25 protein-coding genes and 1 pseudogene are annotated in these 24,854 nt (G+C 74.1%); 10 read left to right on the forward strand and 16 right to left on the reverse strand.

Features of this window, described 5'->3' with window-relative positions; genetic code table 11:
- Positions 1-91 precede the first annotated feature (91 nt).
- The 5 genes from ACFVVU_RS07695 to ACFVVU_RS07715 all read right to left on the reverse strand — a co-directional run bounded on the left by ACFVVU_RS07695 (position 92) and on the right by ACFVVU_RS07715 (position 3,255).
- Positions 92-1,009, reverse strand: coding sequence for a DUF6891 domain-containing protein (locus ACFVVU_RS07695; protein WP_387788698.1), 918 nt, complete (start codon positions 1,007-1,009; stop codon positions 92-94).
- Positions 1,010-1,295: 286 nt separating this feature from the next.
- The gene (locus ACFVVU_RS07700) at positions 1,296-1,544 is read right to left on the reverse strand and encodes a helix-turn-helix transcriptional regulator (RefSeq protein ID WP_355363610.1); all 249 of its coding nucleotides are present in this window, start codon (positions 1,542-1,544) and stop codon (positions 1,296-1,298) included.
- Positions 1,544-2,128 (reverse strand): DUF2975 domain-containing protein, encoded by a 585-nt coding sequence (locus ACFVVU_RS07705; protein ID WP_387788699.1) that lies wholly within the window; start codon positions 2,126-2,128, stop codon positions 1,544-1,546. The genes ACFVVU_RS07700 and ACFVVU_RS07705 overlap by 1 nt, the downstream gene beginning before the upstream one ends.
- 265 nt (positions 2,129-2,393) lie before the next feature.
- Complete coding sequence (locus ACFVVU_RS07710) at positions 2,394-2,786, reverse strand: hypothetical protein (protein WP_380684259.1); 393 nt, start codon at positions 2,784-2,786, stop codon at positions 2,394-2,396.
- A gap of 223 nt (positions 2,787-3,009) precedes the next feature.
- Positions 3,010-3,255, reverse strand: a complete 246-nt coding sequence (locus ACFVVU_RS07715; RefSeq protein WP_380684258.1) for a hypothetical protein — start codon at positions 3,253-3,255, stop codon at positions 3,010-3,012.
- A gap of 133 nt (positions 3,256-3,388) precedes the next feature.
- Between ACFVVU_RS07715 and ACFVVU_RS07720 the strand changes: the two genes are divergently transcribed.
- Positions 3,389-3,841, forward strand: coding sequence for a hypothetical protein (locus tag ACFVVU_RS07720; RefSeq protein WP_387788700.1), 453 nt, complete (start codon positions 3,389-3,391; stop codon positions 3,839-3,841).
- 21 nt (positions 3,842-3,862) lie between these two features.
- On the opposite strand, the gene ACFVVU_RS07725 is transcribed toward ACFVVU_RS07720, so the two are convergent.
- From ACFVVU_RS07725 to ACFVVU_RS07735, 3 genes are all read right to left on the reverse strand, one after another.
- Positions 3,863-4,441, reverse strand: a complete 579-nt coding sequence (locus ACFVVU_RS07725) for a hypothetical protein (protein WP_387788701.1) — start codon at positions 4,439-4,441, stop codon at positions 3,863-3,865.
- A gap of 126 nt (positions 4,442-4,567) precedes the next feature.
- Positions 4,568-5,554 carry a hypothetical protein gene (locus ACFVVU_RS07730; protein ID WP_387788702.1) on the reverse strand — a complete coding sequence of 329 codons (987 nt, stop codon included), beginning with the start codon at positions 5,552-5,554 and terminating at the stop codon, positions 4,568-4,570.
- Between the two features lie 106 nt (positions 5,555-5,660).
- Positions 5,661-6,182 (reverse strand): hypothetical protein, encoded by a 522-nt coding sequence (locus ACFVVU_RS07735; RefSeq protein ID WP_380684254.1) that lies wholly within the window; start codon positions 6,180-6,182, stop codon positions 5,661-5,663.
- Positions 6,183-6,441: 259 nt separating this feature from the next.
- Between ACFVVU_RS07735 and ACFVVU_RS07740 the strand changes: the two genes are divergently transcribed.
- A complete protein-coding gene (locus ACFVVU_RS07740) occupies positions 6,442-6,624 on the forward strand; it encodes a hypothetical protein (protein WP_387788703.1) in 183 nt (60 codons plus the stop codon).
- Positions 6,625-6,677: 53 nt separating this feature from the next.
- Here ACFVVU_RS07740 and thpR read toward each other — a convergent pair whose 3' ends face one another.
- Positions 6,678-7,295: an RNA 2',3'-cyclic phosphodiesterase gene (thpR, locus tag ACFVVU_RS07745; RefSeq protein WP_387788704.1), complete on the reverse strand. Its 618-nt coding sequence runs from the start codon at positions 7,293-7,295 to the stop codon at positions 6,678-6,680.
- 324 nt (positions 7,296-7,619) lie between these two features.
- Between thpR and ACFVVU_RS07750 the strand changes: the two are divergent.
- A pseudogene (locus ACFVVU_RS07750) lies at positions 7,620-7,787 on the forward strand (cupin domain-containing protein); the annotation flags it as partial.
- A 183-nt stretch (positions 7,788-7,970) separates the two neighbouring features.
- Here ACFVVU_RS07750 and ACFVVU_RS07755 read toward each other — a convergent pair.
- Complete coding sequence (locus ACFVVU_RS07755; protein ID WP_387788705.1) at positions 7,971-9,632, reverse strand: PxKF domain-containing protein; 1,662 nt, start codon at positions 9,630-9,632, stop codon at positions 7,971-7,973.
- A 301-nt stretch (positions 9,633-9,933) separates the two neighbouring features.
- Here ACFVVU_RS07755 and ACFVVU_RS07760 point away from each other — a divergent pair, with 301 nt between their 5' ends.
- Positions 9,934-10,446, forward strand: coding sequence for a hypothetical protein (locus tag ACFVVU_RS07760; RefSeq protein WP_387788706.1), 513 nt, complete (start codon positions 9,934-9,936; stop codon positions 10,444-10,446).
- Positions 10,447-10,478: 32 nt separating this feature from the next.
- Here ACFVVU_RS07760 and ACFVVU_RS07765 read toward each other — a convergent pair whose 3' ends face one another.
- From ACFVVU_RS07765 to ACFVVU_RS07780, 4 genes are all read right to left on the reverse strand, one after another.
- Positions 10,479-10,979 carry a GNAT family N-acetyltransferase gene (locus tag ACFVVU_RS07765; protein WP_380688685.1) on the reverse strand — a complete coding sequence of 167 codons (501 nt, stop codon included), beginning with the start codon at positions 10,977-10,979 and terminating at the stop codon, positions 10,479-10,481.
- Positions 10,980-11,121: 142 nt separating this feature from the next.
- The gene (locus ACFVVU_RS07770; RefSeq protein ID WP_380688683.1) at positions 11,122-11,376 is read right to left on the reverse strand and encodes a hypothetical protein; all 255 of its coding nucleotides are present in this window, start codon (positions 11,374-11,376) and stop codon (positions 11,122-11,124) included.
- A gap of 170 nt (positions 11,377-11,546) precedes the next feature.
- Entirely contained in the window at positions 11,547-12,611 is a 1,065-nt protein-coding gene (locus tag ACFVVU_RS07775; RefSeq protein WP_387788707.1) for a substrate-binding domain-containing protein, read from the reverse strand.
- Positions 12,612-12,772: 161 nt separating this feature from the next.
- Positions 12,773-14,590: a beta-galactosidase family protein gene (locus ACFVVU_RS07780; RefSeq protein WP_380689664.1), complete on the reverse strand. Its 1,818-nt coding sequence runs from the start codon at positions 14,588-14,590 to the stop codon at positions 12,773-12,775.
- 262 nt (positions 14,591-14,852) lie between these two features.
- On the opposite strand from ACFVVU_RS07780, the gene ACFVVU_RS07785 reads away from it, so the two are divergent.
- The gene (locus tag ACFVVU_RS07785) at positions 14,853-15,968 is read left to right on the forward strand and encodes a substrate-binding domain-containing protein (protein ID WP_387788708.1); all 1,116 of its coding nucleotides are present in this window, start codon (positions 14,853-14,855) and stop codon (positions 15,966-15,968) included.
- Between the two features lie 98 nt (positions 15,969-16,066).
- Here ACFVVU_RS07785 and ACFVVU_RS07790 read toward each other — a convergent pair whose 3' ends face one another.
- Complete coding sequence (locus ACFVVU_RS07790; protein WP_387788709.1) at positions 16,067-16,849, reverse strand: sugar phosphate isomerase/epimerase family protein; 783 nt, start codon at positions 16,847-16,849, stop codon at positions 16,067-16,069.
- A gap of 6 nt (positions 16,850-16,855) precedes the next feature.
- The gene (locus ACFVVU_RS07795) at positions 16,856-18,907 is read right to left on the reverse strand and encodes a DUF2264 domain-containing protein (protein ID WP_387788710.1); all 2,052 of its coding nucleotides are present in this window, start codon (positions 18,905-18,907) and stop codon (positions 16,856-16,858) included.
- A 324-nt stretch (positions 18,908-19,231) separates the two neighbouring features.
- Between ACFVVU_RS07795 and ACFVVU_RS07800 the strand changes: the two genes are divergently transcribed.
- The 5 genes from ACFVVU_RS07800 (at position 19,232) to ACFVVU_RS07820 (ending at position 24,848) form a co-directional block, all read left to right on the forward strand.
- Complete coding sequence (locus ACFVVU_RS07800) at positions 19,232-20,587, forward strand: ABC transporter substrate-binding protein (RefSeq protein WP_380688818.1); 1,356 nt, start codon at positions 19,232-19,234, stop codon at positions 20,585-20,587.
- Complete coding sequence (locus ACFVVU_RS07805; protein WP_380715115.1) at positions 20,584-21,525, forward strand: carbohydrate ABC transporter permease; 942 nt, start codon at positions 20,584-20,586, stop codon at positions 21,523-21,525. The genes ACFVVU_RS07800 and ACFVVU_RS07805 overlap by 4 nt, the downstream gene beginning before the upstream one ends.
- On the forward strand, positions 21,522-22,427 hold the full coding sequence (locus ACFVVU_RS07810) for a carbohydrate ABC transporter permease (protein WP_380688016.1): 906 nt from the start codon (positions 21,522-21,524) through the stop codon (positions 22,425-22,427). Before ACFVVU_RS07805 ends, ACFVVU_RS07810 begins: the two co-directional genes overlap by 4 nt.
- A 131-nt stretch (positions 22,428-22,558) precedes the next feature.
- Positions 22,559-23,539: a hydroxyacid dehydrogenase gene (locus tag ACFVVU_RS07815; protein WP_380688024.1), complete on the forward strand. Its 981-nt coding sequence runs from the start codon at positions 22,559-22,561 to the stop codon at positions 23,537-23,539.
- 157 nt (positions 23,540-23,696) lie between these two features.
- Entirely contained in the window at positions 23,697-24,848 is a 1,152-nt protein-coding gene (locus ACFVVU_RS07820) for a Gfo/Idh/MocA family protein (RefSeq protein WP_387788711.1), read from the forward strand.
- Positions 24,849-24,854 lie beyond the last annotated feature (6 nt).

The following is a 24,854-nucleotide window of genomic DNA, read 5'->3' on the forward strand; positions in this document are numbered from 1 at the left end:
GAAAGCTACACGGCAGGCCTGCACCTCCGCGGATCGATCATGTGGCTGAAGTCCCTGACTCCAGCCACATGATCCAAACCTTGAACAGCTCCTAGCCGACCAGGCGGCGACGCCAGTCCAACGGAGTGACGGTGATGGCCCGGCCGGGGTCGTGATCCCACTCGGCGGTCAGGCCGACCGCTTCGAGGGCGGCCACGACCTCGTGGCCGGTGGCTGTCGTGGTCTCGGGCGAGTCGTCGAAGCCGCCGTAGAGGAGAATCAGTCCGTGGCCTGCTGCGGCAGCGTCCGTGCACTGTGCGTGGAAGTAGACGAAGCCCCGGGCTTCGGGCCCGCCTTCGCCGCCGATCTCGGACTGGCCGCAGCTACGGCAACACGTGAAGTTCTCGCGGGCGGTGATACCGGCCCCCTGCAGGGCGGTGAACGCGCGGGTGAGCCGCTCAGGGTCGGTCTCGCCCCGCCAGCCGGCCTGCTCCGCGACCCGCTCCACCCACAACCGGTCGGCCAGCGCCTGCGCCTGCTCGCGCGAGACAGGCCGGCGGTCCTCGGTGACCAGGAACTCCTCGGCAAACTCGGCCAGTTCCGCTCGGGAGGCGTAACCGCCCACCAGCACTTCGCGGACGCGCTTCTCCAACTCCGCGCGCTCGCCCTCGTCGAGGCCGAGCGGCGGCACCTCACGGACGGGGCCCATGTCCAGCGGCGACCAGGCCGGACCACCGTCCCATCCGGCCTCCTGGCGGGCCCAGCCGGTCATCGCCGCACTCGCGACCTCAGGCCCGTCGACCATCGCCTGGAAGTGCCGGGCGGCGGTGCCGTCCCGGTACTCCAGCGTGTAGTCACCACCGGCCTGGTGCCAGACCTGGGCGAAGACGTCCGGCAGGTCGGGTATGCGCTGGACCACCAGGAACCGGTCACCGTCACCACCGATCCGCCGGACCAACCCGGCCAGCTCCTCGGCGGACACACGGACATGCCGCTCCCCGTTCTCCGTCCTCACCACGATCTCGAGCATGCCCAGACTCTGACACACCCCGCTGACAGCCGACCTCCCGGAAACCGCGACGCAACTGCCGCTGCCGCGACCGCTCGACCAGCCCGGTACCTGGCGGCTGTTGGCCGAGCTCTGGCCACAGTCCCGACGACTGTCCCAATGAACCCGACATGACGGGAACGCTGGAACGGTGCAGGGACAGGGGTGCCCCAGGCCTGCCCCGGCTCTCGGACGGCCCGGGGCCGACCCGCGGGCCGTCCGAGAGCCGGCACGACACCGTGTCCGAACCCGGACCGGGGGCGGTGTGTCAGTGCCCCGCGTCCGTGTCCGGGGCGGCGGGGTCGTGGGTGATGAGGTCTCCGGGCTGGCAGTCCAGGGCCGCACAGAGTTTCGACAGGGTCGAGAAACGGATGGCCTTGGCCCGGTCGTTCTTGAGGACGGACAGGTTGACGACCGTGATCCCGACCTGCGCGGACAGCTCGGTCAACGTCATGCCGCGCTCGGCCAGGAGGCGGTCGAGGTGGATACGGATCGCATGGGGTTCCTCTTCAGGCATCAGATCGTCCCTTCGAGGTCCTCCCGCATACGCACACCCTCACGCATGATCCGCCCCATGACCACCGCGGCCAGGCCCGCGAGGACCAGCACCAGCGGACCGGAGAGCGCCGGCCCGGCCCCGACGATCGGCGCCATGCTCCCCACGAGCCAGGACTGCGACCAGCCCGCGACCAGTCCGGCCACCATCGCGCCCACCGTGACGAACCAGCCCAAAACGGTCAGGAGCCGCGCGACCTCGACGGTGAACGGCCCACGGGACAGGACCGCCCTCATGAGCCGGGAGAACAACAGCAGCGCCATCGCGCCGAACAGCAGCCACGGCAGTTCACCCCCGAGGTCGGCGGCGCGCTGCCCCACCGACGGATTCCCCTGGCACAGACGCGAGGCACTGCTGGCCGCGTCCACACCCTCACGCACCGGCAGGTCACCGGCCAGTGTGGCATTGGCCCAGAGGCCCGTCTGCACGCACACCGCCCCGTCGTCGAGCATGCGCACGGCCCCCGTCCCGAGGAACGCCAGCCCGCACAGCACCGCCAGCACGAACGTCACCGACGCCAGCACCTTCGTCAGCCGCGTATCCAACTCCCACCCTCCGTGCATCGATTTTCGATATGTTCGACGTTACTCGACCATATCGATAATCGACAAGCCCGGTCAGGAACCCCAGGCACACCGCAGCGTCGGCGGCGGCGCTCGGGCGGAGGCTGCAGGTGTGGGCGGCGATGCCCCGGTGACCGGCGCCGAAGCACTGTGCGGCGTCGCCTTCAGCGGGGCGGCATCGCCTTTCCGGCGGACGGCGTGGAGTGGAGGCCCGGGCGTCACGCCGTCCGCCGGCACGCGGCGAGGTTCAGCGGAAGAGGACCGAGCGGTAGGTGGGGCTAGCGATCTTGATGTCGGACTTGGGCTCGAGGATCGCGTCGGGTCCCCCGCTGCAGTCGGTGTTGTTGTAGAGGTATGCGTCCCCGTCGGTTTCGTTCGAGAACTCCCTCCAGCCCGTGAGGGTCGGCTCCTTGGGGTCACTCGGGATGACGTGGCATCCCGTCGGGTTGGTCAGCGACCAGTAAGTCGCGTAGTCGCAGCCCCAGGGCCCGCACTGCTCGATGGCGACCAAGAAGTCGCCGTTGGCTGCGGCTGCGGCTGGTGCGACCGGGACCGCCTCGGCGTATTCGCCGGACGTAGCCTGCGCCGGGACGGCTACACCCAGCAGGGACAGGGCCGCCGCGACCGGCGCGGCAAGCATCGGGGGGAGGGAACGGCTCCGCATGAGGGGTTCCTTTCATCCGGCAGCACGGGCGTTGCCCGCTGAGCTGCCACGGGAAGGTCGACGTCCTGCACCAGGCCCGCTGCCCGGGAACGTCGCCTCGGCTGCCCTACTTCTCCCCAGGTCGCAGGGGACCGTAGGCCTGGCAGCACTCGAACAGCCGTCCATCGCCTTCACAACCAGGTGTCCGGCGGGAAGCGGCTCACCCGGCACGGTCCGGGCCCCGGACGTGCAGCACGCAGGGCCCGGGAACGCAGTCACCGTGGTATTCCACATCGGCCAGGAGCAGCGGACCCGTCAGCAGTGCGGCGACCTGCCCCAAGGAGCGCCACAGCAGCGAGCCACCGACCGAGCCGTCGCGGACGGTCGGCCCGCCCAGGCGCAGGTGCAGACGCACCGTCCGCCGCGCCGGCGGCACCAGCTCCGGAACGGCTTCGGCGATATCCACCAGGCGCAGCGGAGCGAACAGGCACTCGAACCGTAGCCGCCACCGCCGACACAACAGTGGCCGGCCGGCGAGCGGCTCGGGGAGGTCGGTATCGTCTGCACCCGGCACGACCCGTACGAGGAGGCACCCGTCGATGACCGGCTACCCGAACCCCGACACCGACGCATGGGCCGCCGACCTGCGGGACTTCGCCGAACGGATCGTGAGCAGCCTGGGCGGCGACCCGCAGTGGCTGCGCAGCAACCCCGACTGGGCGATCGGGCTGCTCGACCGGGAGATCGTCGAGGGCTTCGACCCGACCGCCATGGACGAGGACGAACGGCACCGGTTCCGGGCCATGCTCATGGCCGTCACCGGCGAGTTCCTCATCCACACCCATGGCGCCCACTGGGCATGGCTGCCCGACGACACGTCACCGCTGGGCGGACGCTGGGTGGTCACCGGATTCGCCCACCCCCTCGGCCACGCGACCCGCCCCGTGGACATCGGACGGATCGCCAACGACGCGTTGTCGCTCCACCAGGTCCAGGTGATCGACCTGATCAGCACCGCCGAACACGAGGCCGGCCTGCCCGCGACCACCTGACACCCGCCACAACGCCGCCGGTCAGCAGGGGACGGCCTGGGCGCCGATCAGCCCTTGTCCGGTGGCGGCCGCCCACCGCCAGGTGGGCGCCAGGTCGTCGAGGAGAGCGGCGGTGTCCTCCGGCGAGGCCTCCTCCAAGAACTCGTTCAGCCTCTGGTCGGCGGCGGCCCGGTCGGCGGGGTGGAGCGTGAGGGCGGCTTCGACGGCGGGCAAGGCGGCCCGCACCTCGTCCGGCGGGACGACGAAGGTGCCGAACCAGCCGGGCAGGACGCCGAACCGCTCGTGCCCGAGCGCGTGGGCGAGCCCGACGGCGGGGTAGCCCTTGCGGCACGCGGACTTCAGGAACGGGCCGGCCTTCTCGTAGCCGCCCCAGACCTCGAAGAGCAGGTCGAGATGGTCGTCGAGCAGGTAGGGGGCGGCCAGGTCGTGGAACTCCAGGACGTCGGGGACGTCCGCGCCGCCACGCGCCCAGCGCTGCAGGCCCGCGCGTGCGGCATCCGAGGCGGCCTGTGCCTCGATCACCGGGCCGAGCACCGGAGCCACCTCGTCGATCACGGCCGCGGGCACCGGCATCACCACCCAGAATCCCGTGAAGCTCATGCCGTGAGCCTACGCGCACGGTACAAAGCCCCCACCGCGGTGGCGGCGCGCGCCACCCGGCGGGCCGTGACCGCATGTGCGGGCGGCCCTCGGGCGGGGTGGGGCGTGCCGTCAGCGGCGGCCGGCTCAGGCGGCGGCGGTCGGGGCGGTGGTCGCGGCGGCGGTCGGGGCGGTGAAGGTCTCGCGCGGGCCGAAGTCGCTGTAGGTCACGGAGGTGACCGTCGTGACGGTCGACACGCGGGCGTCGGGGACCTTCATGGTCTGGCGCAGGGCCAGGACCCGGCCGCCCCGGTCGATCCAGATGTCGAAGTCGATGGCGGTGACCCCCTTCGCGCTCATCCGCTGGTGCTCCTTGGGGGCGAGGCTCTTGATCCGGTCGATCGTCAGGCGCCCGCCGAGGTGGTAGGCGGGCACGCCGTTCTTCTGCTCCATGCCCTTGCGGGCGGCGGGGCCGGACTCGGCGAGCGCCTTGGCATAGGTGGTGGCGGTGTCGGACGCGGAGTCGTCGGAGGAGGTGCCCGAAGGAGTCCAGGTGCTTCCCGGCTTGGTCTTGTCGCGCATGAAGATGCCCTTGCCGGTGTTCACCACCTCCACCCAGAGCAGTGGCTCGTCGCTGCCGCCGACGAGCGTCTTGGTCTCCGTCCGGCTCTCGGTGACCGGGGTGTTGACGTTCGTCCGGCCGGTCGAGGTGATCGTGGACTGCTCACCGCCCGCGCCCGTCGCCACCACCGTCATGTTCATCGTCGCGGCGTACGGCGTCAGGTCGGGAGTGGTCAGTGCCTGTACGGGGTCGAACGCTCCCGAGGCGTCGACCGGCGCACCCGTGGCACTCGGGGCAGCCGTGGCGGTCGGCGTGGCCGTCGGCGTGACGCTCGCGGTCGCGCTGGGGGTGGCGGCCGGGGCGGACGTGGTCGCGCTGGGCGTGGGCGCCGGGGCGGGAGCGGACGTGGTCGTACTCGCGGCGGCCGAGGTGCCGGCCGCCGTCGGGGCGGACTGCGTGTCGTCGTTGCAGGCGGCCACGGCCGACAGGGCGAGCAGCGAGGCGGCGGCGGTCAGGGTCGTGCGGCGGATCGTCAAAGTGGTCTCCGGTCGGCGGATGTCGTACGTGGACACACTTTCACGAAACATGCCCACCGATCGAAGGAATTTCCGCCCGGGCCCGTGCCGGGGGCGGAGGCGCAGGCGGGGCCCGGTGTGGACGGGCCCCGCCGTGGGTGGGTCAGCCGATGCCCGTGACCGAGAGGGCGGTGGTCCAGTTGGTGCGGATCGCGGTGCGGGCGGCGGCCAGGGTGATGACGCCGCCGCAGACGGCGTTCTTCAGCTTGGTCTCCACGCCGTCCTTGGTGGAGGAGTTCTTGGTGCCGGAGTGCGGCTCGGGCCACAGGTTGCCCGGGTCGCGGGGAGCGCCACCGAGTTCGAGGGGAACGAGGTGGTCCTCCTCGTAGTCGGCCATGTTGGTGTCGCTGTAGCCGTAGTCGACGATGCCCTGGGCCTTGAGCGGGTTGGTGTAGGACGTCGGCGGGCGGACCGTGGCGGTCCAGCCCGCCACACATATCGTGGAGCCTATGGTGGCCTGGGTGACGGCGCCGTTGTACGAACCGGGCGTACAGCGGGGGTCGGGCAGCGGCAGGTAGGACTGCGAGCAGGTGGCGGCGTGCGCACCGCCCGTGCCGGCGACGAGCGCCGCACCGGCCAGGGCGACCGCCGCGGTGGCGGAGACGAGACGTTGACGGGTCATCATGGGACGTCTTCCCTTCAAGCCTGCGACCGGCCCCGCACATCGGGGATGTGCCCCATGACAGCACCCGGCCGGGGCCGTCCGGCACCCACCGCGAGATGAACAACGGTCAACCGGCGCACGTGCGGACGGACCCCGGCCGGTCCGTCCCAGGGATGAGCCGCCGTTCCCACCGCAGACGGATGACCGCCCCACCCGCCCCGGCGAGGCTTGAGCGGACCCCACCGCCGCCCGGCAGCCCGCAGGCCCCACAGGAGACCCCGTGCGCGAACGGCCCGCAACACGCCGCGTCACCGTCCACCTGCCCACCGACCTCGCCGAATGGCTCCACTGCTTCGCCGAGATCTCCCACCAGACCGACGACGACGTGGTCCGACGGCTCGTCGAGGCCGAGCGGGCCCGCGTCGAGGCGAACTGGGAACAGCCGGGGCCGGAGGACGCCTGACCGCGCACCGCCGAGGTGGTGGAGGCCGGCGGGGGCGAGGACGCCGCGGCCGGTCACGGCGTGGCGGGGGCGCCGTCGCCGCGGGTCCGGACGACGGCGCCCAGCCGCCACGCCTCGATGTCGCGGTACCGGATCGGACCCGGACCGCGGCCGATGTTGCTGCCGACGAGGTGCAGGCGTTCGGCAGACCATGTCCGGCCCGCGAAGGCGGCGAGGCCCGCCGCGAGGCGCGGCACACTGGTGGGATCGTCGCGTCGGGCGCGGGCCAGCGTCAGGTGGGGGTGGAGCGCGCGGTCCCTGAAGCCGATCCCGCAGGACCTGACCTGCTCCCGGACGTCGGCGGCGAGGGTGTGCAGTCCCTCCAGGTCCCCGTCGATCCCGCTCCACAGCAGACGCTGGTCGAAGTGGCCGCCGCCCCGCAGGCGCAGGGCCGGGGCGGGGTGCGACGCGGCGGTGCCGGCCAGCACGGACCGCAGCGGCGGCACGGCCGTGGAGGGCAGCTCGCCGAGGAAGGCCAGCGTGATGTGCCAGTCCTCGATGCGGTTCCACCGCAGCCCCGGGTACGCGGCGTAGGCGGGCTGCAGGGCCCGGGCCAGTTCGTCCTTGGCGTCGTCGGGCGGGGCCAGTGCCACGAAGACACGGAGGGTCGGGGGCTCGGGACCATCGTTCACGAGGGGAGGCTAGCCGAGGGCCGGCCGCCCCCGCGCGGGCGGGGCCGACGGGCGCGGCCGGCGGGCCCCGGCGCCGGTCCGGGTCGGGGCAGGGCAGGGCAGGGCAGCAGCGTGTTGTCCGCCAGCACGCCGCCCCGCAGCCCCGCCCGGTCCTGCGGGACCACCCCCGTGGACTGCACCCGCCGCCCAGGAGTGTCCGCCGCCCGTTCGTGCCCCGGCCCGCTGAACCCGCAGCCGCCGGGTGCGCCGCGAGTGCCGGACGGCCGCGGGCACCGGCGGCTGCCCGACTTCGCCGCCGGTAGCAGCTCAGGTTGTTGTTCAGTCGACGTCCACGACCCCGGGCCGGAGGAGGTCTTCGTGCTCTCCGGCGTCTTCAACGACGGCGAGCGGGACTATCCCGCGGGATCGTTCATCCACGCACCCGCCGGGTCGTCGCACGTCCCGCAGACGACGGAGGGCTGCACGCTCTTCGTCTTCTACCCCGAGGGGTAGCCGGCCCACAGCCCGGACGTCTCGGCGGTGGGGTGGTGGGGCGGTGGTTCGGGAAGGGGCTGAGGGAAAAGCGTCGACCCCGACGGCGTGGCCGGGGCGCCGTCGGGGTCGGGGTAGGGGGCGGCCTGCGCTTCGGTCAGGGAGGCGTCGGCGGCCCGGGCGGGGCGGGGCTCGCCCGGGTGGTCAGCTGAACCGGAAGAGAGCGGTGTGGGTGGTGCCGTCGGTCAGGCCGAGCGTGAACAGCCGGCAGGTCCCGGCGTAGGAGGACGAGGTCTTCCAGACGAAGGTGTACGTGTCACCGGCCGGGTCGTAGCGCAGGCCGCTGCCGCCCGCGGTGACGGCGGGCGCGGGCGGGTCGAGCGGGGCGCCGGTGACGCAGTCGACGTTCCGTGCGGTGGGGTAGCCGCGGGCGATGACGTCCGGGCCACGGTCGCCGCCGAGGCTGAACTTCATCGGGAACGCCCGGCCGGCGTGGCCCTGGTTGACGGCGGGCGGGTCGGCGACCGGCGGCTGGAACCCGCCGAAGGGGTACTCGTAGGTGTACCGGGCGGCGACACCGGTGGCGCTGCTGCCGGCGGGGGTGGTCACCGTGACGTCCACGGTGCCGCCGACGCCTGCGGGTACGGTCGCCTTGACGGTGAAGTCGTCGACGACGGTGACGCCGGTGGCCGGCGCGGTGCCGAACCGGACCGACCGCGCGCCCGCCAGGTGGGTACCGGTGATCGTGACGGTTCCGCCGCCCGCCGCCGGGCCGTGACCGGTCCGGACCCCGGTGACGGTGGGCGCGACGGTGGCCGTGGCCACGGCGTAGGGGCTGCTCCCGGTGGCGGCGGTGCCGGTAACGGTGTTACCGGCGGTCTCGATCACCGACACGGTGTTGGAGCGGCTGTTGGTCACGTAGACGGCGCCGCCGGCCGGATCGGCCGTCACACCGACGGGCGTCCCACCGACGTCGACCGTGCCCGTGACGGTGCCGGCCGCGGTGTCGATCACCGACACCGTATTGGCGTTCTGGTTCGTCACATAGGCGTGCGCGCCGTCCGGGGCGACCGACACTCCCCCGGGACCGGACCCGGTGGGGATGGTGCCGGTGATGGTGTTGGTGGCCGTGTCGATCACCGAGACGTTGCCACTGTTGAAGTTCGCGGCGTAGGCGCGGGAGCCGTCCGGGGAGACCGCGACCGCCATCGGCATCCGGGCGTTCGCGCCCGCGATCGTGGCGCTGAGCGTATTGGCGGCCGTGTCGATCACCGAGACCGTGCCGCCGATCAGGTTGGCGACGTAGGCGCGCGTCCCGTCGGGGGTCACGGCGATGCCGAAGGGCTGGCTGCCGACCAGGACGGTCGCGGTGACCGTCCGGGTGGCGGTGTCGATGACGTCCACGCCGCCGGTGCCCGGGCTGACGTAGTGGCCGACGTAGGCGCGGGTGCCGTCGGGCGAGAACGCCACCGGTCCGGGCAGCCGGCCGACGGGGACGGTCGCGGCGACCGTGTTGGCGGCGGTGTCGATCACCGACACCGTGCCGCTGCCGTTGTTGACGACATACGCCTGGGAGCCGTCCGGGGAGACCGCCACCCCCTGGGGCCCGGTGCCGACCGGGACGGTCGCGACGGCCGTGCCGGTCGACGGGTCGAACGCCGTCACCGAACTCGACCGCAGGTTGGCGATGTAGACCAGCCGGTGCGCGGGGGCCGGGTCGGTCTGGTCGGCGGCGTGGGCCGACGACACCGGTACGACCGCGCCCAGGGCGCCGAGCGCGCCGGCCACCGCGGCGGCCAGCGCACGGCGCCGTAACCGTCGAAGTCGGCCCGGGAATCCGGTCCGTCCGCTGGAGACCACTGTCATGCCATCCACCTCTCTGCACGACGGCGCGGGGCGGGCGGGGCGGACCCTGATCACGGCAGGCCGCCACCCGCCGACCGGCGTGCGCATCCTCTGACGGCGAACCCGGCCGGCCGCCGGGCCACCCCGGGAAGCTTGACCGCCCGCGCCGGACCACAACAGGGCGCGCGTGGACGGCGTGACGCGCGCCGGGCGCACGACTGCTCCGTGCCCGTGCTCCCCGCCCGGCCCGCCATTCCGGGCCTCCGCCGCCGCGGGCTACGCTGGGGCCGCTGATTCCTCCGACTCCGGTGAAGTGAGCGGCATGCGGCTGACGAAGGCACAGGACCGCGCGCTGAATCCGCGACGGGCCGACGGATACGGACCGAGGTCGATTCCGAACGCTCGGGACCGGGCCATCCAGGAGGTCGTACGGGCCGCGTCCGGTCCCGGTCGACTGGCGGAGGTCCTCCCCCTCATGAATCCCGACGCCTCGGAGGTTCTCGGGGCGTTCGCCGGGCGGATGGCCACGCTCGCCGTGCGCACCCGGGACGTGCAGGCCGCCCGCGACGGGCTGGCGGCCGTGCAACTGGCGATGGCCACCACCCAGGATGCCCGCGAGATCATCCCCCGCATGGCACTCCTGTACCGGGCGCTGGAGCTCATCGGCGCAGATCCCGCAGCGGAGTTCCGCACGGCCCACCAACTGTTTCCCGTCGCCCTGTCCCACGACCTCCCCGGGTTCGCCGCGAGGGACCCGGAGATCCGGTCGCTCCGGAGCATGCTGTACCACGAGGAGGGTGAAGGAGCCGACTTCCGGTTCGTCTGCGACTGGTAGCGGGATACCCGGAGCCTCGAACGACGCGTGGGCTACGGCCGCCCTGCCAGCTCGCGCCGGTACCAGGTGCCCGGTTCTCCGGCGAGGTCGGCGGGGTCGGCGGGGCCCGCCGGGACGAACCCGGCCTTGGTCAGCACCTTCCGGGAGGCGGCATTGGCGTGGGTGGTGGCGGCCCGCAGTGTGCGCAGCCCGTGCCGTTCCGCCGCCAGCCGGCACAGCTCCCGGACGGTCGCCGTCGCCACGCCACGGCCGGAGACGTGCTGCGCGACCCGGTAGCCGAGGACGGCGGCGCCGTCCGCGAGGTCGTACAGGTTGAACCGGCCCAGCACCGCGCCGTCCTCGGCGACGAGCACGTAGAAGGCGCAGGTGCCGGCCTCCTGCTCGGCCAGCAGGGCGCTGTGCCGGTCGGCGAAGCGCTCGAAGAACTCGTCGCCCCGGTCGGGGACCGAGGCCGCGAAGTAGGCACGGTTCGCCAGCTCGAAGGCCAGCACCGCCGGGGCGAGGCCGGCGTTCAACTGCTTCAGCTCGGGCACGGCGCAACTCTATCCGGACGGCGCGCCGGGGCCACCGGGGTTCTTCGTCAGCGGCAGACCGCCCCGCACCGGGGCGTGGGCGGTGCCGGGGCCGGTCGGACGTGCGGCCGGCGGCGGCACCGCCCTCTGCGGGTGCCGGGGGTCAGCTCACACAGGTGACGATGACCTGCCAGTAGCCGGGCGCGATCACCTCGTTCTCCTGGCCGCACTGGGCGTCGGTGTACCCGGCGGCGTGGGCGGCGGCCCAGGCGTGGGGGGCGGCGACGGCCGGGTTGGGGCCGTAGGCCTTGAAGTACCTGATCGTGGTGGCCGACGCGCTGGTGGCGGTACCGGCGAGGCCCAGCAGGGCCGCCGTGGTGAGGGCGACGGCGGCTGTGCGGCGGGGAAGCGAACCCATGGCTGTGCTCCACTTTCTCTGGTGGATCGAGGGGAGTCCGGGCACGTGCAGTGTTGTTGCAAGCAGGGACTGTAGCAACGGATGTGAAGGACCGACAGGTGTGCGACAGCTGCCGTCGATCGGGAATCGTGAGCGAACGCCCGGGCGCGACGGCCACGCGGCGCAGGCGGTCAGGCTCCGGAGGACTCGCGCACCGTCAGGTCCGGCAGCAGGTCGAGGTGGTGCACCGGCAAGGCGCTCCCGGCGGGGGTCAGCCGGCGCACCAGAAGGTCCACCGCGGCGGCGCCGACGGCGCGCTTGGGCGGGGCCACGGCGGTCAGCGGCGGGGCGCCGAGGGCGGCGAACACGTCGTCGTAGGCGACCAGGGCGAGGTCCTCGGGGACCCGTACACCCCTGGTCCGCAGCAGCGGCAGCAGTTGCAGGGCGTCCTGGTCGTTGTGCACGAGCGCGGCCCCGACCCCGTCGGCGACCGCCTCGGCGAGCCGGTGGGCGACACCGTCGACGCCGGCGGCCGGGGTGCGGACGTCGACGACGGGTTCGGCGGGCAGGTCGAGCGCGCGGCAGGCCTCGGCGTAGCCCAGGCGGACCTGGTGGGCCGTCCAGGTGTCGGTGCGGGCCGCCAGCGCCACCCGGCGGTGGCCGAGGGCGACGAGGTGGCACAGGGCGAGCAGGACGCCGTGCCGGTGGTCGGAGCCGACCGCGTCGAGGGCGGCGGCGGGGCTGCCGGGGGCCGGGCGGCGTTCCAGCAGGACGGCGGGAACGGGGAGTTCGGCCAGCCAGACGTGGTCCTCGGGACGGTCGGCGGCGGTCCAGTTCGGGGCGAGCAGCAGGCCCTGGACACCGGAGGCGAGGAGCTGGTCGACCTGGACGCGGTCGGCGCTGGCCTCGTACGAGGAGATGCCGAGGACCAGGTGGACGCCGGCCTCGGCGGCGGCGGTGCGGGCGCCGGCGATCACCTCGTCGAAGTACTGCACCACGGCGGGGACGAGCAGGCCCAGGGTGGGGACCTCGGCGGGGCGGGCCGGCTCGGGGGCGGGCGTGGCCGCGGGGCCGCCGAACGAGACGGATCCGTGCGTGCGGCGCAGCAGGCCGGCGTCGGCGAGGGTCGCGACGTCCCGGCGGACGGTGACGGCGGGCAGTCCCAGGCGCTCGGCGAGGTCCACCACCCGGACGGTGCCCAGGCCGCGCACCGTGTCGAGGATGCGGGCACGACGATCGTCCGCCGGGATCGGCATGGCACTCCCTGTCGGTGGACCGGTCTGTCGAAGTGGACAGGAACCTACCACTCGGTCACCGGAGGGGCGGACGGGCGGCCCGTGCCTGTTCCCCTCGCGGGCGGACGGCCCCGCGGGCGCGGGCCGGAGGGGCCGGCACGCGCCCGCGGGGCGGCAGGGGGTCAGGAGCCGTAGCGCTCCTCGGGGACGACGGGGCCGAGGTCGGGGCCCTCGACCAGTTCGACGTGGTCGCCCGGGCCGTGGAGTTCGAGGATCAGCAGTTCGTTGGCGCCGGCCCGCCAGAGCGGCGCCGGGGCGTAGAGGGTGCGCTGCGGGCCGCGGTCCCAGTAGCGGCCGAGCGCGAACCCGTTCAGCCAGACCATGCCCTTGGTGAATCCGGGAAGGGCGAGGAAGCCGTCGGCGGGGGTGTCGACGGTCAGTTCGGCGCGGTGGAAGGCGGGCCCGTCGGCGGTGGAGGGCGCGCCGAGGGCGAGGGTCGTCGGGTCGTCGAGCGGCAGCGGGCGCACCTCCCAGCCGAACTGGTACTGCCGGTCGACCCGGACGCCGCCGGTGATGCCCTTGGGGTCGTGCAGCAGCGGGCCGTAGTTGATCCGGCCCAGGTTCTCGACGAGCAGGTCGAGCACGGCGCCGCCCTCGGGGACCCGCAGCGGCAGGGCGTGCTCGGGGTGGTTGCGGTCGAGGACGCCGAGGGGTTCGCCGTCGAGGAAGACCTGGGCGCGGTCGGCGAGGCCGTCCACGCGCAGTTCGCCGTGGGCGAGCGGGCCGCGCAGGCGGGTGCGGTAGTGAATGAGGCCGAAGTTCTGGCCGAGTTCCTCCATCGGGCGGGGCTCGGGGAGGTGGTGCGCGGTGGAGAGCTCGTCGAGGGCGCCGAGGGAGCCGGGTTCACCGACGCCGCCCAGCAGCGGGCGGCTCGCGGTGACGGGGGCGGTGCGGGGGGCGAGGCGTGCGGGCAGCGGCGGCAGCGGGTGGGGGTTGGGGCCGAGGTGGCGTTCGATCACCTCGCGGAAGAGGTGGAACTTCTCGGTGAGTTCGCCGGCCTCGCCGACCGGGGCGTCGTAGTCGTAGCTGGTGACGTCCGGCTGGTAGGTGGTGCCGTCGTGGTTGGCGCCGTTCCACCAGCCGAAGTTGGTGCCGCCGTGGCCCATGTACATGTTGACCGAGGCGCCGGCGGCGAGCTGGGCGTCGAGCACCTCGGCGGCGTCCCGGGCGTCGCGCACGTGGTGCGGCGTGCCCCAGTGGTCGAACCAGCCGCACCAGTACTCCATGGTGACCAGCGGGCCGACCGGCTGGTGGCGGCGCAGGCAGGCGAGGGACTCCTCGGGGCGGGAGCCGAAGGTGCCGGTGGTGAGGAGTCCGGGCACCCGGCCGCCGAGCTGGAAGCCGTCCTCGGCGCCGTCGGCGGTGAACAGCAGGACGTCGACGCCGCGGGCGACCAGGGCGTCCCTCAGGTGTTCGAGGTAGGCGGTGTCGTTGCCGTAGCTGCCGTACTCGTTCTCCACGGCGACGGCGACCACCGGGCCGCCGCGGGAGGAGAGCAGCGGGAGCAGCACCGGCACCAGGTGGTCGAACCAGGCCTCCACGGCGGCGAGGAAGGGCGCGTCCAGGCGGCGCAGCCGCATCGCGGGGTCGGCGAGCAGCCAGCCGGGCAGGCCGCCGAACTCCCACTCGGCGCAGATGTAGGGGCCGGGGCGGACGATGACGTCGAGGCCGAGGTCGCCGGCGGCGCGGACGAAGGCGGCGAGGTCGCGGTCGCCGGTGAAGTCGGCGCGGTCGGGCGTGGGCTGGTGGAAGTTCCAGGCGACGTAGGTCTCGACGGTGTTGACGCCCATGGCCCGCAGCCGGGTAAGGCGGTCGGTCCACTGTTCGGGGCGGATGCGGAAGTAGTGGACGGCGGCGGAGACGATCCGGTGCGGACGTCCGTCGCGCAGGAAGGTGTCGCCGTCGACGGTGAGGGCGGGGTGGGGGGCCTGGTCGGCCATCGGGTCCTCCGCGGGAGGGGAGCGGGAGTGAGGGGGCGTGGGACCCCGGGTGGGTCCGGGCGCACGGCTGCGCGGGTGGCCGCGGGCGGGTCGGCGGCGGCCACCGGGGTCACCCTAGGAGTTCGGTGATCGCACGGTCAATCGATCGGCGATCATCGGCATTATTGATCAATTTTCGATCGAACGATACTCTTCGATCGGAATATCATCGGCAGACCGCTTCCGGGCGACGCTTGCGCGGGCACGACAGATGGAGGCCAGGATGGCCATTTCGGGGGAAGAGCGCCGCAGGCTGATCGTGTCGGCCGTCGGTGAGCTCGGCGGTCGGGTACGCCTCACGGAGCTGGCCGACCGGCTGGGCATCCCGGCCGTGACGGTCCGCCGTGACGTCGCCGCGCTCGCCGACGCCGGCCGGCTCTCCCGCTCGCACGGCTTCGTCTCCCTGGAGCGCCCGGACGCCGCCGGCACGCCGATCGCCCCCGGGCCCGGCGCGGGCCGCGCCCTCGGCCTCCTGGTGCCCTCGGTCGGCTCCTACTTCGACGAGGTGATCGCCGGGGCCCGGGCCGCCGCCGCAACCGCCGGGGCCCGGCTCGTCCTGGGCATCGCCCCGTACGGCGCGGGCGGCGACCGGCTGCAGACCGAACGCCTGCTGGAGTCCGGCGCCGAGGGCCTGCTGCTGGCCCCGGGGCTGGTCCCCGGCCGGGCGGCCGAGGACTACGCCTGGCTGGACACCCTGCCGGTGCCCGCGGTCCTGGTGGAACGCCGCTCCCCCACCCCGGACGGCCCCGGCTCCGGGCTGGACACGGTGGCCTCCGACCACCGCCACGGAGTGCTGAGCGCCCTGCGCCACCTGGCCGGGCTCGGCCACGGAAGCGTGCTGCTGGCCGCCCGGGGCGACTCCTGGACGGCCGCCGAAGTGCGGGCCGGGTACCGGGAGGGCACCCGGCTGCTCGGGCTGCCCGACCTGCCGGCGCTGGACACGCTCGGGCCCGGCAACGTGCCGGCCGACCCCGAGCCGCTGGTGGCGCGGATCGCCGAGGCCGTGCGGTCCGGGACCCGGGCGGTGCTCGTCCACAACGACCAGGACGCGCTGCGGCTGCCTCCGCTGCTGCGCGCGCACGGTCTGTCGGTGCCCGCAGACGTGGCGCTGGTCGCCTACGACGACGTCTTCGCCGCGCTCGCCGCGCCCCCGCTGACCGCCGTCGCCCCGCCCAAGCGCGCGGTGGGCGCGGCGGCGGTCGATCTGCTGCTGCGCCGGCTGGCGGCCGGCGCCGAGCTGCCGGTGCACCGCACCGCGCTGCTCCCGGCGCTGCACGTGCGCGCCTCCTGCGGGGCCGAGCAGGCGGCGGCACGAACGGGCGCCGCGCCCCTGGGGTGAGGGGCGCGGCGCCCGCCGCGGAGCTTCGCCGTCGACCGGCCGATCCGGCACGTCCGACAGCCCGACAGCCCGGAGGCCCGGAGGCCCGGCCGGTCCGGCTACCCCGGCAGCAGCGCGGACAGGTGCCGCGCCCCCCGGCCCAGCTGCGGCGCGAGCGGCGCGGCACGCGGGTGCCAGGGGGCCTCGTACTCCCAGGCCGCCCAGGCACCGGGCGGCAGCAGGCGCAGGCAGTCGGCGATCGGCAGCACGCCCGCGCCGAGCGCCAGCGGGGTGAGGTCCTCCGCCGAGGCGACGTCCTTGACCTGCACGTACCCCAGGTGGGGACCGAGCGCCCGATGGGTCCGCGCCGGGGTCTCACCGGCCAGCCAGGTGTGCAGCAGGTCCCACAGCGCGCCGACCGCGGGGTGGTCCACCCGGTCGAGCAGCGGTGCCAGCGCGGCGCCGGCGCGGTGCGAGTCGTGGGTCTCGACGAGGATCCGCACGCCGAGGGCCGCCGCCCGCGGGGCCGCCGCGCGCAGCCTGCGGACCGCGCGCTCGTCGGCCTCGGCCGCCGGGCCGGGGCCGCCCTGCGGGAAGACCCGCAGGTACCGGCAGCCGAGGTCGGCGGCCAGCCGCAGGTGGGCGGTCAGCGCGGCGAGCACCGGCGCGTCCGGCCCGGGGGCGGCGACGCCGACGTAGGAGGCGAGGGTCAGCGGGAGCAGGCCGGCCCGGGCCAGCAGCCGGGCGGTGCGCCGGCGTTCCTCCGCGTCCAGCCCGAGGCGGACCGGCTGGTCGTCGGCGCAGCGCAGTTCGAGGCCGTGCCAGCCGTGCTCGGCGGCGAGGGCGGCGGCCCGGTCGAGCGGGAGCCCGGGCAGGCCGAGGGTGGCGAGGGCGAGGGGCACGGCGGCTCAGTCCTGTTCGGCGGGGTGGACGGCGACCGCGCCGGGCGCCAGCCGGATCCGCAGGGAGGGGGCGCCGGCGGGGCGCACGGTCAGGACGACGGCCGCCGGGTCGCGCTCGTCCGGGCGGGCCTCCAGGGTGACGGCGTCGGCGAGGGCCGGCGGGTGCTCGGCCGCGGTGAGGCGGGCGGCGCAGGCGAACAGGGCGGGGCCGTCGGCGGGAAGTTCCCCGGTGAGCCGGGGCAGTGCCGCCTCGGGGCCGAAGGCGGTGCCGCCGGGGACCCGTTCGCTGTCGGCGGCGGTGAAGCCGTGCAGGGCGCGCAGCTCGGACGCCAGCCGGCCGTCCGCGCGGACACCGGCGGCGGCGTGCTGTCCGGCGGCGGCGTCGGCGGTGCCGGCGGCGTGCTGCCCGGCTGCGGCGTCGGCGCCGAGGGGCTGTCCGGCGGCGGCGTCCGCGGCGGCGTACTGCCCGCTGCACGCGACGGCAGACTGCTCGGTGCGTCGGCCCGCGACGGCCCAGCCGGTCTGGGTGACCGGGGTGCCGGCCGGCCCGCCGGTGACCAGGTGGGCGCGGACCTCCTCGGCGCCGTGGGCCAGGGTGAGCGAGGTGACGGTGACGCCGGGCAGTTCACGGCCGCCGACACGGGGGTGCCAGCGGGAGGCGGCCCAGCCGGACCCGGTGCCGAGCGGGTGGACGCGCCCGCGTTCGGTGGGTCCGGCGTCGGTCAGCAGGGCGAGGTGGTTGTCGGCGGGACCGTCGAGGGACGGCCCGGTGGCGGTGGAGTGGGCGAGCCGCGCGTACTGCGGGTCGTCGGGGCCCACGGCGTCCGCGGGCTGGTCGTCGCTGCCGTGGTTGTGCAGCCGGACCAGGCCGTCGGCGGCGGTGGACTGCACCAGCCAGCCGGGCCCGGGCAGGGCGAGGACGGTGTCGCGCCGCTCGGCGGGCGCGAGGTCCTCGGGCGCGGTCCACACCGGGTGGCCGGGCGGGAGCAGCAGGCCGAGGAAGGCGCTGCCGGCCCAGTACGGGGAGGCGGGGCCGGAGTAGGGCTGGACGAGCCGCAGGTCGGGTCCGTGCCAGCCGAGGGTGAGCAGGCCCCGTTCGTCGACGGCGCCGCGGTCGAGGAAGTGCCGCAGGGCGCCGGAGGCGAGGCGGCGGGTGGTGCCCGGGGCGAGCGGGGTGTGGCCGGTGAGGGCCCCGGCCCAGAGCGGGGCGGTGGCGGCGAAGCGGTAGGTGAGCGAGCGGCCCTGGTGGACGGGCGCGCCGTCGGCCCCGAAGGTGTGCGCGTAGCCCGCCAGGTGGGCGGCGAGGCGCTCGCCGTACACGGCGCGCAGGGCCCGGTCGTCGGCGAGGTGGGCGTGCAGGACGGGGTAGAGGTGCAGGGCCCAGCCGTTGTAGTGGTCGAAGGCGCGGGGGCGGCCGTCGGTGTACCAGCCGTCGCCGAGGTACCAGCGGTCGATGTTCTCCAGTCCGCGGCGGACCGCGGCGCGGGCCTCGCGCTCGGCGATTCCGGCCTCGGCGAGGAAGCCGCCGACGGACATCGGGAAGAGCCACCAGTTGTTGTCGTTGGGCGCGCGGTGCAGGGCGTCGGCCAGCCAGCGGCCGACCCGGTCGCGGACGGGTCCGGGCAGCCGGTCCCAGAGCCAGGGGCGGGTGAGGCGCAGCGCGAAGGCGATGGAGGCGGCCTCGACCATGGCCTGGCCCCGGTCGGTGATCGGCGGCCAGGACTCGCGGTCGCCGTCGGCGAGGTCGCGCTCGCCGGTCGGGGTGCGGGTGCCGGCGTCGAGTCCGGCGGCGTAGTGCGCCAGCAGGCCGTGCGGGTCGGCGCCGCCCGCGCCGGCCACCCGCAGGGCGGCGGGCAGGAAGGTGCGGGCGAAGCCCTCCAGGCCGTCCGAGCGCCGTCCGGACCAGCTCGGGCGGGGGCCGGGCAGGTCGATCAGCGCCCCGGCGGGGCTGGCGTACGGGCGGACCGCGGTCAGCAGGGCGTCGGCCACCGCCTCCCAGTGCTCCCTGGTCCAGCCGGTGTACGGGCTGAGGTCGCGGTCCTCCGGGGGCAGGCGCATGGGTCCTCCGTGATCGGGTGGTGAGCCGGAATCTAGGCAGCGCCTGATCATTCGTCAAGCCGGGGCGATCAAATGAGCGGCTTGATCGGATTGTGACCTTGCCGTCGAGGTGGCCGATTGCCCCGATTTTCCGGCATTTCCGGTGCTCACAGCGGTGCCGCCGGGCGCCGGTCGGGCCGATCAGGTCGGATCATTTGATCCAAATCTCTTGACTCCGATCGCCGACCTGCTCAGGATGACAGCCAATCGCCCCCACCCTCTGCGGGTTCCGGTCGGAGCCGACCGTTCCGCAGCCCGCGCACCCTCGCCCTAAGGAGCCCACCGATGCGCTCGACCCCCCTCTCCCGGCGCAGAGCCCTCCGCCTCGCCGCCGCGGCCACCGCCACCGCGCTCGGTGTCACCGTGCTCGCCGCCTGCGGCAGCAGCGGCGACGGGGCCGGGTCCGCCGCCGCCACGGACGACGGCAAGCCGGTCAGCCTGACGTTCTGGGGCTGGGCGAAGGGCACCAAGGACGTGGTCGCCGCGTTCAACGCGAGCCACCCGAACATCCAGGTCACCTTCGAGGAGATCCCGGCGGGCGCGGCCGGCGGCTACGCCAAGATCTCCAACGCGGTCAAGGCCGGCAACGCCCCCGACGTCTTCAACATCGAGTACCCGCAGCTGCCGGACTTCGTCAGCCAGGGCGCCGTCCAGGACATCGGCAAGCTCGTCGGCGCGGACCTCAAGGCCAAGTACCTGCCGCAGGCCGTCGAGCTCACCTCGCTCGGCGGCCGGACCTGGGCCCTGCCGCTGGACGCCGCCCCCCAGGTCTTCTACTACCGCAAGGACCTCTTCGCCAAGGCCGGCATCACCGTCCCCAAGACCTGGGACGAGTTCCGCACCGCCGCGCAGCAGCTGAAGGCCGCCCAGCCCGACACCCGCATCGCCACCTTCTTCCCCGACGACCCGACCACCTTCGAGGCAATGGCCTGGCAGAACGGCGCCCACTGGTTCACCGCCGCCGACGAGTCCTGGAAGGCCGACCTGACCGGGGCGGAGACCCGCAAGGTCTCCGAGTACTGGCAGAAGCTGGCCGACGAGGACCTGGTGCGGGTCATGCCGTCCTTCAGCCAGCAGTGGACCGCCTCCCTGCAGAAGGGCGAGACGGCCGGCTACCTCGGCGCCACCTGGGGCGGCGGCGTCCTGAAGGCCAACGTCGGCACCACCCCCGAGGTCAACGGCACCTGGGCGGCCGCGCCGCTGCCCAGCTGGGACGGCACCCCCGCCAGCGGCATGCTCGGCGGCACCACCTTCGCGGTGTCCAAGGACAGCAAGAAGGCCAAGGCCGCCGTCGAGTTCGCCACCTGGGCGACCACCACCGCCGACGGCTTCAAGGCCCGGATCTCCTCCGGCACCTCCTCCGCCTACCCGGCCGCCACCGAGCTGGTGCCGGTCGCCAAGCAGGCCTTCAACACCGACTTCTACGGCGGCCAGGACCTCTACGCCCTCTACTCCGACGCCGCCAAGTCCATCAAGCAGGGCTGGACCTGGGGCCCGGCGATGGGCGTCACCAACGGCTCGCTGAAGGACTCCTTCGGCAAGGTCTCCGGCAAGAGCGGCACCATCGACGAGGCGCTCACCACCGCGCAGCAGGCCACCGTCGCCGAGTTCAAGAACCGCGGACTGAAGGTCGCCCAGTGACCTCCGGCACCCATCCCGGCCGTACCGCCCGCGTCGCCGGCCGGCGACGCGGGCGGTACGGGGCGCCCGCCGTGCTGCTCGCCCCGTTCCTCCTGCTCTTCACCGCGTGCACGCTGATCCCGATCGGCTACGCGATCCGGCTCAGCCTGTTCACCGAGCACCGCTCCGGCCTCGGCTTCGGCGACGCCGAGACGGTCTTCACCGGGCTCGGCAACTACACCCGGGCGCTGAGCGACGAGGCGTTCCGCGGCGGCTTCCTGACCGCGGCCCAGTACTGCCTGATCTACATCCCGCTGATGACCGGCCTGGCGCTCGTGCTGGCCCTGCTGCTGGACTCCACGCTGGCCCGCGCCCGGCGCTTCTTCCAGCTGACGCTGTTCATCCCGCACGCCGTGCCCGGCATCATCGCCGCCCTGCTGTGGATGTACCTCTACACCCCCGGCATCAGCCCCGTGCTCGACGCGCTGGAGTCCCTGGGCACCCAGCCCGACCCGCTCGGCCACCCGCTGCCCGCCGTGGTCAACATGGCGCTGTGGCAGTGGACCGGCTACAACCTGGTCATCTTCTACGCCGCCCTGCAGGCCATCGACCGCTCGGTGCTGGAGGCCGCCGTCGTCGACGGCGCCGGACCGCTGCGCACCGCCCTGAGCATCAAGGTGCCGCTGATCCGGCCGTCGATCGCCATGGTCGGCCTGTTCACCGTCATCGGCTCGCTCCAGCTGTTCACCGAGCCGATGATCCTCTACGGCACCTCGCCGGGCGTCACCTCCTCCTGGACCCCGAACATGTACGCCTACACGGCCGCCTTCGAGCGCCACGACTACGGGCTCGCCGCCTCCGCCTCGGTGCTGCTGGCCCTCGCCGCGGCGGGACTCTCCTTCGCCGTCACCCGGCTCACCCGGGGCCGCTCCGACCGCCGGCGGGAGGCCGACGCATGACCACCACCGCCACCCGCCCCGCCGGCGCCCCGCCGCGCCGCCCGGACCGCGCCAACCGCCCGCGCCGCCCCTGGACGCTCTCCAAGGCCGCCGTCAACGGCACCCTGGTCCTGGCCACCGTCTACACCCTGTGGCCGCTCGGCTGGCTGCTCACGGCCTCCGCCAAGAACACCGCCGACCTGCTCGGCGGGAACGCCCTGGGCGCCGACAACTTCCGGCTCGGGCAGAACCTGCACGACCTGGCCACCACCGGCGACGGCATCTACTTCCGCTGGTACCTCAACTCGCTGCTGTACGCCGGGATCGGCTCCGTGCTGTGCGCACTGGTGTGCGTCGCGGCCGGCTACGCCTTCCACGTCTACCGCTTCCCCGGCAAGGAGAAGCTGTTCGGCCTCGTGCTGCTGGGCGTGCTGGTGCCCACCACCGCGCTCGCCCTGCCGATGTACCTGCTGGCCTCCGAGCTCGGCATCGTCAACACCTTCTGGGCGGTCTTCCTGCCCTCGCTGGTCAACCCCTTCGGCGTCTACCTCGCCCGGGTGTTCTGCGCCGGCTACGTGCCGAACGAGGTCCTGGAGGCCGCCCGGATGGACGGCGCCGGGGAGCTGCGGACCTTCTGGTCGATCGGGCTGCGGATGGTGATGCCCGGCTTCGTGACCGTGCTGCTGTTCCAGTTCACCGCCATCTGGAACAACTTCTTCCTGCCGCTGGTGATGCTCTCCAACAGCAAGCTGTTCCCGGTCAGCCTCGGCCTGTTCAGCTGGAACGCCCAGACCAAGGCCTTCCCCGAGTACTACCCGCTGGTCATCACCGGCTCGCTGCTCGCCGTCGTGCCGCTCGTGCTCGCGTTCGTGCTGCTCCAGCGGCACTGGAAGGCCGGCCTGACCGCAGGGAGCGTCAAGTGAACCCGAACCCCGCCACCACCGCGGACAGCGCCGCCGCGACCGGTACCGCCGCCGCGTCCGCCCCTACGCCCGACCGGGAGACCACCGTGCCCGACGGCCGGCCCGCCTGCCGCCCCCGCGCCGTCCTCGCCATGCACCGCGAGCTCTCCGGCCGCCTGATCGACCCGCACACGATGGCCCGGCTCACCGCGCTGGCCGACCTCGACCCGGCGCTCGTCCTGGACGACTTCACCACCCCCGAGGCCCGCGCCGCGCTCGCCGACGCCGAGGTGATCGTCTCCAGCTGGGGCTGCCCGCCGATCGACGAGGAGGTGCTGGCCGCCGCCCCGCGGCTGAGCGCCGTCATCCACGCCGCCGGCTCGGTCAAGCACCACGTCACCGAGGCCTGCTGGCGCCGCGGCCTGCAGGTCACCTCGGCGGCCTGGGCCAACGCCCTGCCGGTCGCCGAGTACACCGTCGCCGTCGTGCTGTTCGCCAACAAGCGGCTGCTGCCGATCCGCGAGGAGTACCGGCGCCGCCGCGCCCCGTACGACTGGCAGCTGGCGTACGCCACGGCGGGCAACTACCGGCGCACCGTCGGCATCGTCGGCGCCTCCCGGATCGGCCGGCGGGTGCTGGAACTGCTGCGTCCGCACGACCTGGACCTGCTGCTGCACGACCCGTACGTCGACCCCGCCGAGGCCGCCCGGCTCGGCGCGCGCTCCGTCGGCCTCGACGAACTCTGCGCCGCCTCCGACGTGGTGAGCGTGCACGCCCCCGAACTCCCGGCCACCCGGCACCTGATCGACGGCCGCCGGCTCGCCCTGATGGCTGACGGGACCACCCTGGTCAACACCTCGCGCGGCTCCCTGGTCGACCAGGAGGCGCTGGTGCGCGAGGTCGCCTCCGGGCGCCTCGGCGCCGTCATCGACGTCACCGAGCCCGAGGTGCTGCCCGCCGACTCCCCGCTCTACGACCTGCCGAACGTCTTCCTCACCCCCCACGTGGCCGGCTCGCTCGGCGGTGAGCTGCACCGGATGGCCGCCGCCGCCGCGGACGAGCTCGCCCGCTACACCGCCGGGCAGCCCTTCGCCCACCCCGTCCTCGCCGAGGACGTCCACCGCACCGCGTGATCGCGCGCCGCGCCCCTGTGCCGCGCGGCCCCTCACCACGCGCCACCGCAGCACGCGCGCTGCCCGGACAACACGCTCCCGCGACGCGTGCTCCCCGCCGCGCGCCTGCTCCCCGCAGTACGCGCTCCCCCGTACCAGCAACGAATCGGAGTACCCCATGTCCCGCAGGGTGATCGGCATCGTCATGAACGGCGTGACCGGCCGGATGGGCTACCGCCAGCACCTGGTCCGCTCCATCCTCGCCATCCGCGAGCAGGGCGGCCTGCCGCTCGGCGACGGCGAGACGCTGTGGCCCGAGCCGATCCTGGTCGGCCGCAACGCCGACAAGCTCAAGGACCTCGCCGACCGGCACGGCCTCACCCACTGGACCACCTCGCTCGACGAGGCCCTCGCCCACCCGCTCGCCGAGATCTACTTCGACGCCCAGGTCACCCCCGCCCGGGAGACCGCGCTGCGCACGGCGATCGCCGCCGGCAAGCACGTCTACACCGAGAAGCCCACCGCCGAGTCGCTGGAGGCCGCGCTCGACCTCGCCCGGCTCGCCCGCGAGGCCGGCGTGTGCAACGGCGCCGTGCAGGACAAGCTCTTCCTCCCCGGTCTGCGCAAGCTCAAGCGGCTGGTGGACGGCGGCTTCTTCGGCCGGATCCTCTCCGTGCGCGGCGAGTTCGGCTACTGGGTCTTCGAGGGCGACTGGCAGCAGGCCCAGCGGCCGTCCTGGAACTACCGCGCCGAGGACGGCGGCGGCATGGTCCTCGACATGTTCCCGCACTGGCGCTACGTGCTGGACGGCATCATCGCCCCGGTCCGCTCGGTCTACGCCCACACCGCCACCCACATCCCCGAGCGGACGGACGAGCGCGGCCAGCTCTACCGGGCCACCGCCGACGACGCCGCGTACGGCGTCTTCGAGCTGGAGGGCGGCATCACCGCCCAGATCAACTCCTCCTGGGCGGTCCGGGTGGACCGCGACGAGCTGGTGGAGTTCCAGGTCGACGGCACCGAGGGCAGCGCCGTCGCCGGGCTGCGCGAGTGCCGCTTCCAGCACCGCGCCGCCACCCCCAAGCCGGTCTGGAACCCGGACCTGCCGGTGACCGAGCCGTTCCGCGCGCAGTGGCAGCGGGTGCCGGACAACGAGGAGTTCGACAACGGCTTCAAGGCGCAGTGGGAGCTGTTCCTGCGCCACGTGACCACCGGCTCCCCGTACCACTGGGACCTGCTGGAGGGCGCCAAGGGCGTGCAGCTCGCCGAACTCGGCCTGCGCTCCGCCCGCGAGGGACGCCGGATGGACGTCCCCGAGCTGTCCCTGTGACGGCCC

The sequence above is a fragment of the Kitasatospora sp. NPDC057965 genome, from assembly GCF_042887135.1.
Classification (GTDB): domain Bacteria; phylum Actinomycetota; class Actinomycetes; order Streptomycetales; family Streptomycetaceae; genus Kitasatospora.

Bases quoted from the DNA above. Each gene is read 5' to 3' on its own strand.
- ACFVVU_RS07695 (WP_387788698.1), bottom strand. From the start codon at position 1,009: ATGCTCGAGATCGTGGTGAGGACGGAGAACGGGGAGCGGCATGTCCGT.
- ACFVVU_RS07700 (WP_355363610.1), bottom strand. From the start codon at position 1,544: ATGCCTGAAGAGGAACCCCATGCGATCCGTATCCACCTCGACCGCCTC.
- ACFVVU_RS07710 (WP_380684259.1), bottom strand. From the start codon at position 2,786: ATGCTTGCCGCGCCGGTCGCGGCGGCCCTGTCCCTGCTGGGTGTAGCC.
- ACFVVU_RS07720 (WP_387788700.1), top strand. From the start codon at position 3,389: ATGACCGGCTACCCGAACCCCGACACCGACGCATGGGCCGCCGACCTG.
- ACFVVU_RS07725 (WP_387788701.1), bottom strand. From the start codon at position 4,441: ATGAGCTTCACGGGATTCTGGGTGGTGATGCCGGTGCCCGCGGCCGTG.
- ACFVVU_RS07735 (WP_380684254.1), bottom strand. From the start codon at position 6,182: ATGATGACCCGTCAACGTCTCGTCTCCGCCACCGCGGCGGTCGCCCTG.
- ACFVVU_RS07755 (WP_387788705.1), bottom strand. From the start codon at position 9,632: ATGACAGTGGTCTCCAGCGGACGGACCGGATTCCCGGGCCGACTTCGA.
- ACFVVU_RS07760 (WP_387788706.1), top strand. From the start codon at position 9,934: ATGCGGCTGACGAAGGCACAGGACCGCGCGCTGAATCCGCGACGGGCC.
- ACFVVU_RS07770 (WP_380688683.1), bottom strand. From the start codon at position 11,376: ATGGGTTCGCTTCCCCGCCGCACAGCCGCCGTCGCCCTCACCACGGCG.
- ACFVVU_RS07775 (WP_387788707.1), bottom strand. From the start codon at position 12,611: ATGCCGATCCCGGCGGACGATCGTCGTGCCCGCATCCTCGACACGGTG.
- ACFVVU_RS07780 (WP_380689664.1), bottom strand. From the start codon at position 14,590: ATGGCCGACCAGGCCCCCCACCCCGCCCTCACCGTCGACGGCGACACC.
- ACFVVU_RS07785 (WP_387788708.1), top strand. From the start codon at position 14,853: ATGGCCATTTCGGGGGAAGAGCGCCGCAGGCTGATCGTGTCGGCCGTC.
- ACFVVU_RS07795 (WP_387788710.1), bottom strand. From the start codon at position 18,907: ATGCGCCTGCCCCCGGAGGACCGCGACCTCAGCCCGTACACCGGCTGG.
- ACFVVU_RS07800 (WP_380688818.1), top strand. From the start codon at position 19,232: ATGCGCTCGACCCCCCTCTCCCGGCGCAGAGCCCTCCGCCTCGCCGCC.
- ACFVVU_RS07810 (WP_380688016.1), top strand. From the start codon at position 21,522: ATGACCACCACCGCCACCCGCCCCGCCGGCGCCCCGCCGCGCCGCCCG.
- ACFVVU_RS07815 (WP_380688024.1), top strand. From the start codon at position 22,559: ATGCACCGCGAGCTCTCCGGCCGCCTGATCGACCCGCACACGATGGCC.
- ACFVVU_RS07820 (WP_387788711.1), top strand. From the start codon at position 23,697: ATGTCCCGCAGGGTGATCGGCATCGTCATGAACGGCGTGACCGGCCGG.